9 protein-coding genes are annotated in these 14,358 nt (G+C 70.5%); 7 read left to right on the top strand and 2 right to left on the bottom strand.

The window, feature by feature from the left end:
* Positions 1–67 precede the first annotated feature (67 nt).
* On the bottom strand, positions 68–2,746 hold the full coding sequence (locus tag EDD92_RS39175) for an FAD/NAD(P)-binding protein (RefSeq protein ID WP_260327074.1): 2,679 nt from the start codon (positions 2,744–2,746) through the stop codon (positions 68–70).
* 208 nt (positions 2,747–2,954) lie between these two features.
* On the opposite strand from EDD92_RS39175, the gene EDD92_RS39170 reads away from it, so the two are divergent.
* Both EDD92_RS39170 and EDD92_RS39165 read left to right on the top strand, forming a co-directional pair.
* The gene (locus EDD92_RS39170) at positions 2,955–4,190 is read left to right on the top strand and encodes an Ig-like domain-containing protein (protein WP_123970746.1); all 1,236 of its coding nucleotides are present in this window, start codon (positions 2,955–2,957) and stop codon (positions 4,188–4,190) included.
* Positions 4,191–4,350: 160 nt separating this feature from the next.
* Positions 4,351–5,736, top strand: a complete 1,386-nt coding sequence (locus EDD92_RS39165) for a glycoside hydrolase family 16 protein (RefSeq protein WP_123968677.1) — start codon at positions 4,351–4,353, stop codon at positions 5,734–5,736.
* A 153-nt stretch (positions 5,737–5,889) separates the two neighbouring features.
* Here EDD92_RS39165 and EDD92_RS39160 read toward each other — a convergent pair whose 3' ends face one another.
* On the bottom strand, positions 5,890–6,801 hold the full coding sequence (locus tag EDD92_RS39160) for an AraC family transcriptional regulator (RefSeq protein WP_123968676.1): 912 nt from the start codon (positions 6,799–6,801) through the stop codon (positions 5,890–5,892).
* Between the two features lie 146 nt (positions 6,802–6,947).
* On the opposite strand from EDD92_RS39160, the gene tkt reads away from it, so the two are divergent.
* Genes tkt through pgi form a run of 5 tightly spaced genes read left to right on the top strand, consistent with a single transcriptional unit; the run spans position 6,948 to position 14,357 of the window.
* Positions 6,948–9,023 carry a transketolase gene (tkt, locus tag EDD92_RS39155; RefSeq protein ID WP_123968675.1) on the top strand — a complete coding sequence of 692 codons (2,076 nt, stop codon included), beginning with the start codon at positions 6,948–6,950 and terminating at the stop codon, positions 9,021–9,023.
* A 19-nt stretch (positions 9,024–9,042) separates the two neighbouring features.
* Positions 9,043–10,188, top strand: coding sequence for a transaldolase (gene tal / locus EDD92_RS39150; protein ID WP_123968674.1), 1,146 nt, complete (start codon positions 9,043–9,045; stop codon positions 10,186–10,188).
* Positions 10,185–11,738, top strand: coding sequence for a glucose-6-phosphate dehydrogenase (gene zwf, locus EDD92_RS39145; RefSeq protein WP_123968673.1), 1,554 nt, complete (start codon positions 10,185–10,187; stop codon positions 11,736–11,738). Before tal ends, zwf begins: the two co-directional genes overlap by 4 nt.
* Complete coding sequence (gene opcA, locus EDD92_RS39140) at positions 11,735–12,670, top strand: glucose-6-phosphate dehydrogenase assembly protein OpcA (protein ID WP_123968672.1); 936 nt, start codon at positions 11,735–11,737, stop codon at positions 12,668–12,670. The genes zwf and opcA overlap by 4 nt, the downstream gene beginning before the upstream one ends.
* Positions 12,663–14,357 (top strand): glucose-6-phosphate isomerase, encoded by a 1,695-nt coding sequence (gene pgi / locus EDD92_RS39135; RefSeq protein WP_123968671.1) that lies wholly within the window; start codon positions 12,663–12,665, stop codon positions 14,355–14,357. Before opcA ends, pgi begins: the two co-directional genes overlap by 8 nt.
* The last annotated feature ends 1 nt before the right edge of the window (position 14,358 follow it).

Genomic DNA, 14,358 nt, shown 5'->3' with positions numbered 1-14,358 from the left:
CAGCCACGACGGCGCCGCAGACGCCCGACAACACATCGCGGCACTTCCAGCGGCGCATACGCAGCCCTCAGGCCGACAGGCCGGCCCGCATCCGCCGATCGCGCGGCGCCTCCTTGCGGTCCAGGCGGGTGTCCAGCAGGCGGCGGGCGGCGTCGCAGCGGCCCGCCGACACCAGAGCGTACAGAAGCGTCTCCTCGACGACTTCGCGTTGGGCGGCGCTGCCGCCGACCCTGTGCAGCACCGGCAGCAACCCGTCCAGCTCGCGCGCGGCCTCGTGGAAGCGCTCCTCGACGAGTGCGGCAAAGGCCTCGCACAACGGCACGATCACCTCCCGCTGCACGGCGTCGGCGCCCGCCGCATGGTCCCGCAACCGATGCAGCGCCGCCAGATCCCCCGCAGCGGCCAGCGCCACAGCGGCATGCAGGGCCGTGAAGGCGGTCGCCGGACGTTCCAGGACGTCCCGGGCGACCGTGTCCAGGACGTCCCCGGCGGGCAGCTCGCCCCGCCAGCTGTCGCTCAGCCGGGCCCGCCACAGCAGCGACCCCGAGTCGACCAGCGCCCGCACCCCGGTCACCACCCGGCCCGGTGCGAGCTGTGCGAACCAGCGCCTGCGCACCGCCGCCGGGTCGTCGAGGGCGAGTTCGTGCAGGGCGATGTGCCAGGAGAAGTGGGCCCGGTGGACGGCGCCCCGGCCCTGCCCGGACACCCAGCCGTCCAGCCAGTCGCGGCCCGCCTCGTGCACGCCTGACTCGTAGTGGACGTGGGCGAGCGCGTGCACGGCATGCCCCGAGGCGGGCTCCAGGGCCAGGGCGCGGTGGGCGAGTTCCCCGGCCTCGTGCAGCCGGCCCTGCTCCTGCCGCAGAAAGGCGAGCAGCGAGGTGTGGAACCAGTGGCCGTCGTAGGCGGGGGACGTCCGCTCGACCAGCCGCAGTGCGTGGTCGTCGTCGAGGTCGGTGACGCCGGAGAAGGCGATGGTGGGCACGGCGGCGGCCAGCGCGAGCGCATCGGCGGGGTGCGCGTCGAGGTGGCGTACGAGGGCTGTGTCGCCGTCGTCGCCGTGCACCCGGCGCGTGACCACGTCCACGAAGGAACGCTCCCGCTCGTCGGCGTGTTCGCGCGCGGAGCGCTGCGCCTCGGCGAGTGCCCGCGGTACGTCGACGGCGGCGCCGCACTCGTGGCCGAGCAGGGCGAGGGCCGCGTGGCCGAGCGCGAACCCGGGGTCGAGGGCCACGGCTCGGGCGAAGGCGTCCCCGGCGCCGGCGCGGACCTTGAGGACCCGGTTGAGGCCGGCGCGGTACGCGGCGGCCGCCTCGGCGTGGGTGGAGAGGGCGAGCCCGTGCCCGTCGACGGGACGGCGGGAAGTGCGGGGCCTGCCCGTCCTCCCCGTCAGCGGGGCGAGCAACTGCCCTGCCAGGGCTGCCGCCTGGACGCGTATCTCGGGGATCGCGGTGGTCTCCCACAGTTCGCCGCGGCGCGGGGCGCCCAGCGTGAACAGCGGCCGGTCCGCGCGGCCCTCCGAGTCCAGCAGCCGCCCGTCGCGGGTGGCCACGCCCATGCCGAGCGGGCCCGGCACCGCGGCCCCGGACGCGAACAGGGAATGCCACAGGGGGTCGTCGAACCGTCGGCCCGGGCCGGTGCAGTCGATCACCCAACCGACGTGCAGAGTACGGCCGTTGGAGAAGGCGAGCATGAGTGAACCGTCGTGCTCCACCGCGTCCGTCACCGCGCCGGTGTGGACGGTGAGCCGTCGAGCCGTACGGGCCCGGGCGACGGACTCGGCGGTGGCGGGGGCCATCCGGTGGCGGTGGGTGTTCCACAGGGCGCCCTCACGGGCGAGGAACTCGGCCCGGTCCTCGGGGGTGAGGCTCTCCCAGAGGCGGGCGGTGTGCGGGCGCAGGCTGTCGACGGCGGGGCGCCAGTCCCCGTGGGTGCGCACGGAGCGGCTGATGTGCCGGTAGACGGCCCGGCGGAGGCGGCCCAGCGAGGTGTCGTCGAGGTTCTCGGGCGGGTCCATCGGGCCGGCCGGCGTGAGGGCGTGCGGCTGGGGCAGCAGGCCGCTGCGGGAGAGGGCGTGGACCGTGCGGCCGGGACGGTCGAGGGTGAGGGAGAGGTCGACGGCCGTCAGTCCGGTGCCGACGAGGAGGACGTCGGCGGTGTCGGAGAGCGGGCCGTCCAGCGCGCCCGTGGCCCAGGGCGCGGCCACGAAACGGGCCGAGGCGCGCAGTGCCGGCGGGGCCCAGGCCGCGGAGGGGGCGGCGGGCCCGGTGGCCAGGACCGCGCTGTCGACGGTGAGGTGTCCTCCGTCGGCGAGGTGGAGCGCCGGCCGGCCCTCGGGGGTGCCGGTGCAGCTCTCGGCCCGGGTGCGCAGCCGTCGTACCGTCACCGTGCCCTGAGCCCGGACGATGGCCTGCGCGAGGGTGTCGGCGAGGTAGGCGCCGTAGCGGTAGCGGGTGGCGAAGTCGGCGGCGGTGACGGACGGTTCGCCGTGGCGGCACAGCCAGCGGGTGAAGTGGCCGGGGTCGTCGGGGTAGCAACTCATGCCGCCCGCAGGCACGTTGAGGCGGTGACGCGGGTCGCGCGTGGCGTACGCGGTGCCGCGGCCCGCCTCCGGGGCCGGGTCGAGAAGGACGAGGCCGAGCGGTGTCCGGCGGCGCGTCGCCGTCTCGCAGAGCTGGACGGCGGTCAGCGTGCCCGCCGCGCCCGCTCCGACGACGGCCACGGTGTGCTGCTCGCGGACTTCGGTCACGTATACCTCCGGCGGTGGTCGGTCGGTCCCGGTCGGGCCGCTCATACTCTGTTCACAATCCCCGGGCCCCCCACAACCGTGGTTTCGGTCCTTCTCACCGCGATTCCTCACAGGAATCTCAGGAATCAGCCGGGAAATTCAAAGGATCAACAAATCCAGGCGGCGCAGGATGCACCCGGAAAAGGTGGACATCCCAGAAAGGCCTGCCGTGGGCGTCTCGCACATATCGAACCGGTCTCTGCAGTCGCAGAATTGGTCCCGGCGTGGAGTACTGAGCGCGCTGGGCGCGGTGCCCGCTGCCGCGGCACTGACCGGATGCAGCAGTTCCGCGGGCGCCTCCGAGGGGACGACGAGGTCCGGCGAATCCGCGGCCGCCGCCTCGAAGAAACCGACCGTCTCGGTCACACCCGCCGACGGCACCAGGAAGGCCGCCTTCACCAGCCCCGTCGAGGTCACCGTGACCGACGGCACCCTCGCCTCGGTGAAGGTCACCGGCAACGACGGCTCCGCACTGGCCGGTTCGCTCAACGACGCGAAGACCAGGTGGACGTCGGCGAAGAACCCGTACTCCGGGACGAAGTACACGGTGACGGCCACCCCGGAGGGCGCCGCGACACGGACTGCGACCTTCACCACCAGGTCACCCGGCGAGACGTTCGTCGGCTATTTCACGCCCGAGGCGGGCTCCACCTCCGGCGTCGGCATGCCCGTGTCGATCAACTTCACGCACGCCGTGACGGACCGCGCCGCCGTGCAGAAGGCCATCACCGTCACCGCCGAGCCCGCCGTCGAGGTGGTCGGCCACTGGTTCAGCGACACTCGCCTCGACTTCCGCCCTGAGACCTACCGGGCCTCCGGCACGAAGATCACCCTCAGCCTGCGGCTGAAGGACGTCGAGGGCGCAGGCGGCGTCTACGGCGTGCAGAACAAGGACGTCACCTTCCACATCGGCCGCGCCCAGATCAGTACGGTCGACCTGGCCACGAAGGAGATGGTGGTCGAGCGGGACGGCGGGAGGCTCGCCACCTACCCGGTCAGCGGCGGCAACCCCCAGCACACCACCTGGTCAGGAATCATGGTGATCAGCGAGCGGTTCAAGCAGACCCGCATGGAGTCCTCCACGGTCGGCCTCGGCGACGAGTACGACATCTCCGACGTGCCGCACGCCCAGCGCCTGACCACGTCCGGCACCTTCGTGCACGGCAACTACTGGGCGTCCACCTCGGTGTTCGGCCACCAGAACGCCAGCCACGGCTGCGTGGGCCTGCACGACGCGAAGGGTGCGAACGACAGCTCCGTGGCGGGCTACAAGTTCTACGACTCCTCGATGCTCGGTGACGTGGTCGTCGTCAAGAACTCCGGCGAGAAGACCGTCGACCCGGCCAACGGGCTCAACGGCTGGAATCTGTCATGGTCGGAGTGGAAGGCGGGGAGCGCGCTTTAGCACGTTTGCACCGTTCAGGGGGTGAACTTCCGCCGCCGGAAAGCACTTTCCTTGCTTTAACTCTTGACGGTTCTGGTGGCGGAGAGCACATTGGGCCCACTTTGAGAGCGCTCTCAAAGGCACCCCGCAGCCCATCACTCCGCAACCGGGAGGCACCCCCGTGAGTGCAACCTCCGGCATACCCAGACGGCGACGCGCGCTCCTCGCCGTGCTCAGCACGCTCGGCCTGGCCGCCGCGCTCGCCACGGCCGCCACCCAGTCCGCCGACGCCTCGGCGCCCACACCCCCGTCGGGCTGGACGCAGGTCTTCCTCGACGACTTCAACGGCTCGGCGGGAACCGGCGTCAACAGCTCCAACTGGCAGTACGACACCGGTACTTCGTATCCTGGCGGCGCCGCCAACTGGGGCACCGGTGAGGTCGAGACGATGACGAACAGCACCAGCAACGTCTCGCTCGACGGCAGCGGCAACCTCCGCATCACCCCGCTGCGCGACTCCGCGGGCAACTGGACGTCGGGCCGTATCGAGACCAACCGCACCGACTTCCAGCCCCCGGCCGGCGGCAAGCTGCGCGTCGAGGCCCGCCTCCAGATGCCCAACGTCACCGGCGCGGCGGGGGCGGGCTACTGGCCGGCGTTCTGGATGCTGGGCGCCCCCTATCGCGGCAACTACCAGAACTGGCCGAGCGTCGGCGAGCTGGACATCATGGAGAACGTCCAGGGCATCAACAAGGTCTGGGCGACGATGCACTGCGGTACGAACCCGGGTGGCCCGTGCAACGAGACGACGGGCCTCGGCAATTCGACGGCATGCCCCAACACGACGTGCCAGTCCGGCTTCCACACCTACACGATGGAGTGGGACCGCTCGGTCACCCCCGAGGCGATCCGCTTCTCCGTCGACGGCGTCAACTACCAGACCGTCACGGCCGGTCAGATGGACGCCACGACCTGGGCCAACGCCACCAACCACGGTTTCTTCGTCATCCTGAACGTGGCGATGGGCGGCGCCTTCCCGGCCGCGTTCGGCGGCGGCCCGACCAGCGCCACGGAATCCGGCCACCCGATGCTCGTGGACTACGTCCAGGTCCTGTCGAGCAGCGGAGGCACGACCACACCCCCGCCCTCCGGCAACCGGGACGCCTACAGCGCCATCCAGGCGGAGTCGTACGACAGCCAGTCCGGCACCGCCACGGAGAGCACCTCCGACACCGGCGGCGGCCAGGACATCGGCTCCCTGGCCAACGGCGACTGGGCCCTCTACAAGGGCGTCAACTTCGGCTCCACGGCGGCCACACAGTTCTACGCACGCGTGGCGAGCGGCGCCGCGTCGGGGGTGAGCGGCCTTGTCGAGGTACGCCTGGACAGCCGTACCGCCACCCCGATCGGCAGTTTCGCCCTCGCCAACACGGGCGGCTGGCAGTCCTGGAGGACGGTCCCGGCGAACATCAGCGCGGTGACCGGCACCCACGACGTCTACCTGACCTTCACCAGCGGCCAGCCGGCGGACTTCGTGAACGTGAACTGGTTCGACTTCGGTCACTGAGAAGGCTTGCGGGTTCCCCGCGCCCGGTAGGGGCGCGGGGCTGTATTGATATGCGGCTCCGCCGCGTGGGTGCGACCAGCCACGACGCAGCCGCAGACGCCGACGCACGTCACCCCCGCGGCGGAACCGCATTTCCGCACAGCCGGCGCAGCCCTACCGCAGCTCCGCGCGAAACGCCGCCGGCGTCACATCCGTGTGCTGATGAAAGAACTTCGAGAAGTTCGCGGCGTCGGGGAAACCGACGGCCGCCCCCACCCGGCCGATCGGCATCTCCGTGTGGGCCAGCAGACGCTTCGCCTCAAGGACAACCCGCTTGTCGATGAAACCCTTGGGTGTCTCACCGGTCGCGGCGCGGACCGCGCGGACGAGGGTGCGCCGGGAGTAGCCGAGGGAGTCGGCGTAGGCGCTGACGCTGTGGTTGGTGGCGAAGTGCTTCTCCACGGCGTCCCGGAACAGGGTGAACGTCGTGTCCGACTGACGGCGCACCGCCTCCGCCGAACTGGCCGCCAGGTGCGCCAGCCGCAGCAGGAAGGCCGTGAGGGCGTGCCGCAGCACGGCGGTGTGCAGGCTGAGCGGCAGGGTCGTGGTGTCCTCGTACTCGCGTTGCAGTTGGGCGAGGGCGGACTTCAGGGCCGTCAGCTGCGCCTGGTCGGGGTGGAGCAGGGGCGGCAGGTCGTAGCGGTAGAGGCCGGTCGCCTCCACCGTGGCACGGGGCAGGAAGCCGGGCTGCATGGCCAGGACGGTTCCGCGGTACTCGCTCGCTTCCGAGAAGCGGTGGACCTGGCCGGGGCGGATCCACAGCACGTCGCCGAGCGAGGCCTCGTACTCCGCGAAGTCGATCATGTGGCGGACGGGGCCGTCGTCGAAGAACATCACGACGTGGAAGTCGATCCGGTGCACACGCTCCAGGGGCGCCGCCCCCTCGGCGTGCCAGGTGCGACCGGCCCCCATCGGGCCGACTCGCATGCCGACACCGCCCAGACTCAGCTCGACCGGGAAAGGGAACGTTCGGATGCCGTCCACCCCGCCGTCACCGTCTCCACCTTGGATGGTTCTGCCCGCCATGTCCTACTCGTGCCGCCTCGGTCGCGCTGTCGGTGTCCCACTTTCACCACAGGCTGACACACAGCGACCTTCCCCCGTAAAAGTCAGACTTTTAAGTTTGAACGCATCAGAGCAGTTCAGCCGCTTCGATCGAGGACTTCTTGAAGATGAGCACGCAGACACCGGACAGCTTCGAATGGACCGAACTCGACCGGCGCGCCGTGGACACGGCCCGTCTGCTCGCCGCCGATGCCGTGCAGAAGGTCGGCAACGGCCACCCGGGCACGGCGATGAGCCTGGCCCCGGCCGCGTACACGATCTTTCAGAAGGTGATGCGTCACGATCCCGCCGACCCCGAGTGGACCGGTCGGGATCGTTTCGTTCTGTCCCCCGGCCACACCTCGCTGACTCTCTACACGCAGCTGTTCCTGGCGGGATACGAGGTCGAGCTCGATGATCTGAAGGCGTTCCGGACGCACGGTTCCAAGACGCCCGGTCACCCCGAGTACGGGCACACCGCCGGCGTCGAGACCACCACCGGGCCGCTCGGCCAGGGCGTCGCCAACGCCGTCGGCATGGCGATGGCCGCCCGCTACGAGCGCGGCCTGTTCGACCCCGAGGCGCCCGAGGGCACCTCCCCCTTCGACCACACCATCTGGGCGATCGTCTCCGACGGCGACCTGGAGGAGGGCGTCTCCGCCGAGGCGTCCTCGCTGGCCGGTCACCAGAAGCTCGGCAACCTGGTCTTCCTCTACGACGACAACCACATCTCCATCGAGGGCGACACCGCGACCGCGTTCTCCGAGGACGTCCTGGGGCGCTACGAGGCCTACGGCTGGCACGTGCAGCGCGTCGAGCCCTCGCTCGGCGGCGACATCGACGTACCCGCCCTGTACGCGGCCCTCAAGGCCGCGCAGGCCGAGACGGAGCGGCCCTCGATCATCGCGATGCGCACGATCATCGCCTGGCCCGCCCCGAACGCGCAGAACACGGAGGCCTCCCACGGCTCCGCGCTCGGCGCGGACGAGATCGCCGCCACCAAGCGCATCCTCGGCTTCGACCCCGAGCAGTCCTTCCAGGTCGACGCCGACGTGCTCGCCCACGCCCGCGAGGCCCTCGACCGTGGCGCCGAGGCGCACGCCGCGTGGGACAAGCAGATCGACAAGTGGCGCGGCGCCAACCCCGAGCGCGCGGAGCTGTTCGACCGGATCGTCGCGGGCCAGCTGCCCGAGGGCTGGGAGGACGCCCTGCCGGTCTTCGAGGAGGGCAAGGCGGTCGCCACCCGCGCCGCCTCCGGCAAGGTGCTGCAGGCCCTCGGCGCCATCGTCCCCGAGCTGTGGGGCGGCTCCGCGGACCTGGCCGGTTCGAACAACACCACCATCGACAAGACGTCGTCCTTCCTGCCGAAGGGCAACCCGCTCCCGGAGGCCGACCCGTACGGCCGCACCGTCCACTTCGGCATCCGCGAGTTCTCGATGGCCGCGGAGATGAACGGCATCGCGTTGCACGGCAACACCCGGATCTACGGCGGCACCTTCCTGGTGTTCTCCGACTACATGCGCAACGCGGTGCGGATGTCGGCGCTCATGCAGCTGCCGGTCACGTACGTCTGGACCCACGACTCCATCGGGCTGGGCGAGGACGGGCCGACCCACCAGCCGGTCGAGCACCTGGCCTCCCTGCGCGCCATCCCGGGTCTCAACATCGTTCGCCCTGCCGACGCCAACGAGACGGCGATCGCCTGGGGCGAGATCCTCAAGCGGCACGCCACCGACCCGGCCCCGCACGGTCTCGCGCTCACCCGCCAGGGCGTGCCGACGTATGCCCCCAACCCCGATGCGGCGAAGGGCGGTTACGTCCTGAAGGAGTCCTCGACCGGGACCCCGGAGGTCGTCCTGATCGCCACCGGCTCCGAGGTCCAGCTCGCCGTGGCCGCGCGCGAGCAGCTGGAGGCCGAGGGGATCGGCACCCGGGTCGTGTCGATGCCGTCCGTGGAGTGGTTCGAGGAGCAGTCGCGGGAGTACCGCGAGCGCGTCCTTCCGCCGTCCGTGCGGGCCCGCGTCGCCGTGGAGGCCGGGATCGGTCTGACGTGGTACCGCTTCACAGGTGACGCAGGACGCATCGTCTCCCTCGAGCACTTCGGCGCCTCCGCCGACGCCAAGACCCTGTTCGCCGAGTTCGGCTTCACCCCTGAGAACGTCGCCGCCGCAGCCCGGGAATCCCTGGCCGCCGCCCGCGGTTGATCCGATCGCCAGAAAGAAGATGATCAAAGTGACCGAAGCAACCGCGACCGCGGGAGCACTCAAGCGCCTGTCCGACGAGGGCGTCTCCATCTGGCTGGACGACCTGTCACGCAAGCGGATCGAGTCCGGCAACCTCGCCGAACTCGTCGAGAACAGCAACGTGGTGGGCGTGACCACCAACCCGTCCATCTTCCAGGCCGCCATCGGCTCCGGCGAGGGCTACGAGGAGCAGCTCGCCGACCTCGCCGTCCGCGGCGTCACGGTCGAAGAGGCCGTACGGATGATGACCACCGCCGACGTCCGCGCCGCCGCCGACATCCTGCGGCCCGTGTACGACGCCACCGGCGGCCGCGACGGCCGGGTCTCCATCGAGGTCGACCCGCGCCTCGCCCACCACACCAAGGCCACGATCGCCGAGGCCAAGCAGCTGGCGTGGCTGGTCGACCGGCCCAACGTCATGATCAAGATCCCGGCGACCGAGGCGGGCCTCCCGGCCATCACCGAGGTCATCGGCCTCGGCATCAGCGTCAACGTCACGCTGATCTTCTCCCTGGAGCGCTACCGCGAGGTCATGGACGCCTACCTGGCGGGCCTGGAGAAGGCCTCGGCCAAGGGCCTCGACCTCTCGACCATCCATTCCGTGGCCTCCTTCTTCGTCTCCCGCGTCGACTCCGAGATCGACAAGAGGCTGGACGGCCTCAGCTCCCCCGAGGCCTCCGTCCTCAAGGGCAAGGCGGCGCTCGCGAACGCGCGTCTCGCCTACGAGGCCTACGAGGACGTCTTCGCTGGCGAGCGCTGGACCGCCCTCGCCGGTGCCAGTGCCAACAAGCAGCGCCCCCTGTGGGCCTCGACCGGCGTGAAGGACCCCGCGTACAAGGACACCCTGTACGTGGACGAGCTGGTCGCGCCCGGCACCGTCAACACCATGCCGGAGGCCACCCTCAACGCCACCGCCGACCACGGCGAGATCACCGGCGACACGGTGACCGGCGGCTACGCGCAGGCCCGCGCCGACCTGGCTGCCGTAGAGGCCCTCGGGATCTCCTACGACCAGGTCGTGCAGCAGCTCGAGGACGAGGGCGTCGCCAAGTTCGAGACGGCCTGGCAGGACCTGCTGGACGCCGTCACGAAGTCCCTCGACAGCAAGGGAGTTGAGACGGAATGACCGAGCACGCCACGGTCGAGTCGGCGCTCGACTGGACCAACCCCCTGCGCGACGAGCGCGACCGCCGGCTCCCGCGCATCGCGGGCCCGTCCGGGCTCGTCATCTTCGGCGTCACCGGCGACCTGTCCCGCAAGAAGCTGATGCCCGCCGTCTACGACCTCGCCAACCGCGGGCTGCTGCCGCCGGGCTTCTCGCTCGTCGGGTTCGCCCGCCGGGACTGGGAGGACCAGGACTTCGCGCAGGTCGTGCACGACGCCGTCCGCGAGCACGCGCGCACCGAGTTCCGTGAGGAGGTCTGGCAGCAGCTCGCCGAGGGCATGCGGTTCATCCCTGGCGACTTCGACGACGACACGGCGTTCAAGCAGCTGAAGTCGGCCGTCGACGAGCTGGACGCCTCCCGCGGCACCGGAGGCAACTTCGCCTTCTACCTCTCCGTACCGCCGAAGTTCTTCCCCAAGGTCGTCCAGCAGCTGAAGAAGCACGGTCTGGCGAGCCCGCGCGAGGGTTCCTGGCGGCGCGCGGTGATCGAGAAGCCGTTCGGACGCGACCTGGCGAGCGCCCGTGACCTCAACGCGCTCCTGCACGACGTGTTCGAGCCGGACCAGGTGTTCCGCATCGACCACTACCTGGGCAAGGAGACCGTCCAGAACATCCTGGCGCTCCGCTTCGCCAACCAGATGTACGAGCCCATCTGGAACCGGTCGTACGTCGACCACATCCAGATCACCATGGCGGAGGACATCGGCATCGGCGGCCGGGCCGGCTACTACGACGGCATCGGCGCCGCCCGTGACGTCATCCAGAACCACCTGCTGCAGCTGATGGCGCTCACCGCCATGGAGGAGCCGATCGCGTTCGACGCGGAGTCGCTGCTCACCGAGAAGCTCAAGGTGCTGAAGTCGGTGCGGCTGCCGGAGAAGCTCGGCGAGCACACCGTTCTCGCGCAGTACGCGGAGGGCTGGCAGGGCGGCGAGAAGGTCCTCGGCTATCTGCAGGAGGACGGCATCGACCCGAACTCGAAGACCGACACCTACGCGGCCATCAAGCTGGAGGTGGACAACCGCCGCTGGGCGGGCATCCCCTTCTACCTGCGCACCGGCAAGCGGCTGGGCCGCCGGGTCACCGAGATCGCGGTCGTCTTCAAGCGGGCCCCGCACTCCCCCTTCGACTCCACCGCCACGGAGGAGCTCGGGCAGAACGCGATCGTCATCCGCGTCCAGCCCGACGAGGGCATGACGGTCCGCTTCGGCTCCAAGGTGCCGGGCACCTCGATGGAGATCCGGGACGTGTCGATGGACTTCGCCTACGGCGAGTCCTTCACGGAGTCCAGCCCGGAGGCGTACGAGCGGCTCATCCTGGACGTGCTGCTCGGCGACGCCAACCTGTTCCCCCGTCACCAGGAAGTGGAAGAGTCCTGGAAGATCCTCGACCCGATCGAGGAGTACTGGGCGCGGCACGGCAAGCCCGCGCAGTACCCCTCGGGCAGCTGGGGACCCGAGGAAGCCGACGAGATGCTCGCACGAGACGGACGGAGCTGGCGCAGGCCATGAAGATCGACCTGACCGACACCACGGCAAGCAAGATCAACAAGGCGCTGGTGCAGGGCCGCCGCGCCATCGGCACACCCGCCGTGGGCATGGTCCTGACGATGGTCATCGTCACGGACGAGGAGAACGCCTACGACGCGATCAAGGCGGCCGAGGAGGCCTCGCACGAGCACCCCTCGCGCACCCTGGTCGTCATCAGGCGGCAGGCCCGCACCCCGCGCGACCGCATGGCCTCCAAGCTGGACGCCGAGGTCCGGGTGGGCGCCGACGCCGGTACCGGCGAGACGGTCATCCTCCGGACGTACGGCGAGGTGTCCGACCACGCCGACTCGGTCGTCCTGCCGCTGCTGCTGCCGGACGCCCCGGTCGTCGTGTGGTGGCCGGTGGACGCACCCGAGGTGCCCGCCAAGGACCCGCTGGGCGCCCTCGCACAGCGCAGGATCACCGACCTGTACGCCGTCGAGAGCCCGGCCGAGACCCTGGAGCAGCGGGCCCGCTCCTACGCGCCCGGCGACACCGACCTCGCCTGGACCCGGCTGACGCCCTGGCGCTCGATGCTGGCCGCGGCCCTGGACCAGGCCCGCACCAGGATCGTGTCGGGGGCCGTGGAGGCCGAGGCCGACAACCCGGCGGCCGAGCTGCTGGCGCGCTGGCTGGAGGCACGGCTGAACGTGAAGATCGACCGCGTGGTCACCGCGGGCCCGGTCGTCACGGCCGTGCGGCTCGGGACCGCGGACGGCGAGATCGTCATCGACCGCCCCGAGGGCCCGCTGGCCACGCTCACCCTGCCGGGCCAGCCCTCGCGCACCCTCGCGCTGAAGGTCCGCACCACCTCCGAACTCATCGCCGAGGAGCTCAGGCGCCTCGACGCGGACGAGATGTACGCCGTCGCCCTGCGGGGCGAGGCCACCAAGGAGACCGTCTCTCATGTCTGACTCCCCTCAGCTGACGCGGCGCCCCGAGTGGGCCGCTCTGGAGGACCACCGCGCCCAGGGTCAGCCGGTGCTGCGTGAGCTGTTCGCAACCGACCCCGGGCGTGCGGAGCGGTACGTCGTGCGCGTGGGCGACCTGCGCATCGACTACTCCAAGCACCTGATCACCGACGAGACCCTGGCCCTGCTGCAGGAACTCGCCACCGCCGCCGACGTGTTCGGGCTGCGCGACGCCATGTTCCGCGGCGAGAAGATCAACGTCACCGAGGACCGGGCCGTCCTGCACACCGCACTGCGCGCCTCTCGGGACGCGGTGATCGAGGTGGACGGCGAGAACGTCGTGCCCGGCGTCCACCGCGTCGTCGACAAGATGGCCGCCTTCGCCGAGCAGGTCCGCTCCGGGCAGTGGACCGGCCACACCGGCAAGCGGATCAGGAACGTCGTCAACATCGGCATCGGCGGCTCCGACCTCGGCCCCGCGATGGCCTACGAGGCGCTGCGGGCATTCACCGACCGGTCGCTGACCCTCCGGTTCGTGTCGAACGTGGACGGAGCCGACCTGCACGAGGCGGTCCGCGACCTCGACCCGGCACAGACGCTGTTCATCGTCGCCTCCAAGACCTTCACCACCATCGAGACGATCACCAACGCGACCTCGGCGCGCACCTGGCTGCTGCGCGGGCTCGACGATGGGGGCCCCTCCCGCTCGAGCGAATTCGAGAGTGGGGGAGAAAAGGCGGTCGCCAAGCACTTCGTCGCCCTGTCCACCAACGGCGGCAAGGTCTCCGAGTTCGGCATCGACCCGGACAACATGTTCGAGTTCTGGGACTGGGTCGGCGGCCGCTACTCCTTCGACTCGGCGATCGGCCTGTCGCTGATGATCGCGATCGGCCCGGACCGGTTCCGGGAGCTACTCGACGGCTTCCGCATCGTCGACGAGCACTTCCGCACCGCGCCCGCCGAGGCCAACGCTCCGCTTCTGCTGGGTCTGCTGGGCATCTGGTACGGCAACTTCTTCGACGCCCAGTCCCATGCGGTGCTGCCGTACTCGCACTACCTCTCCAAGTTCACGGCGTATCTGCAGCAGCTGGACATGGAGTCCAACGGCAAGTCGGTGCAGCGCGACGGACGCCCGGTGGGCTGGCAGACCGGTCCGGTGGTGTGGGGCACGCCCGGCACCAACGGGCAGCACGCCTACTACCAGCTGATCCACCAGGGAACCAAGATCATTCCCGCGGACCTGATCGGCTTCGCCCGCCCGGTCGACGAGCTCAGCGACGAACTCAAGGCCCAGCACGACCTGTTGATGGCCAACCTGTTCGCGCAGGGCCAGGCACTCGCCTTCGGCAAGACCGCCGACGAGGTGCGCGCGGAGGGGATCCCCGAGGAGCAGGTGCCGCACCGCACCTTCCAGGGCAACCACCCCACCACCACCATCCTGGCGAAGGAACTCACCCCCTCCGTCCTCGGCCAGCTGATCGCCCTCTACGAGCACAAGGTGTTCGTCCAGGGTGCCGTCTGGAACATCGACTCCTTCGACCAGTGGGGCGTCGAGCTCGGCAAGGTCCTCGCCAAGCGCGTCGAGCCCGCCCTGACCGATGGCGCGGACGTCCCCGGCCTCGACCCCTCCACCACCGCTCTCGTGGCCGCGTACCGCGAGCTCAAGAACGCTCAGGAAGAAGTGAACTGAC

This window comes from Streptomyces sp. TLI_185, from assembly GCF_003814765.1.
Classification (GTDB): Bacteria; Actinomycetota; Actinomycetes; order Streptomycetales; family Streptomycetaceae; genus Streptomyces.
Note: the sequence above shows the minus strand (reverse complement) of the source record. Positions and strands in the feature narration are given on the sequence as shown.

Bases quoted from the DNA above. Each gene is read 5' to 3' on its own strand.
- EDD92_RS39160 (WP_123968676.1), bottom strand. From the start codon at position 6,801: ATGGCGGGCAGAACCATCCAAGGTGGAGACGGTGACGGCGGGGTGGAC.
- tkt (WP_123968675.1), top strand. From the start codon at position 6,948: ATGAGCACGCAGACACCGGACAGCTTCGAATGGACCGAACTCGACCGG.
- tal (WP_123968674.1), top strand. From the start codon at position 9,043: ATGATCAAAGTGACCGAAGCAACCGCGACCGCGGGAGCACTCAAGCGC.
- zwf (WP_123968673.1), top strand. From the start codon at position 10,185: ATGACCGAGCACGCCACGGTCGAGTCGGCGCTCGACTGGACCAACCCC.
- opcA (WP_123968672.1), top strand. From the start codon at position 11,735: ATGAAGATCGACCTGACCGACACCACGGCAAGCAAGATCAACAAGGCG.
- pgi (WP_123968671.1), top strand. From the start codon at position 12,663: ATGTCTGACTCCCCTCAGCTGACGCGGCGCCCCGAGTGGGCCGCTCTG.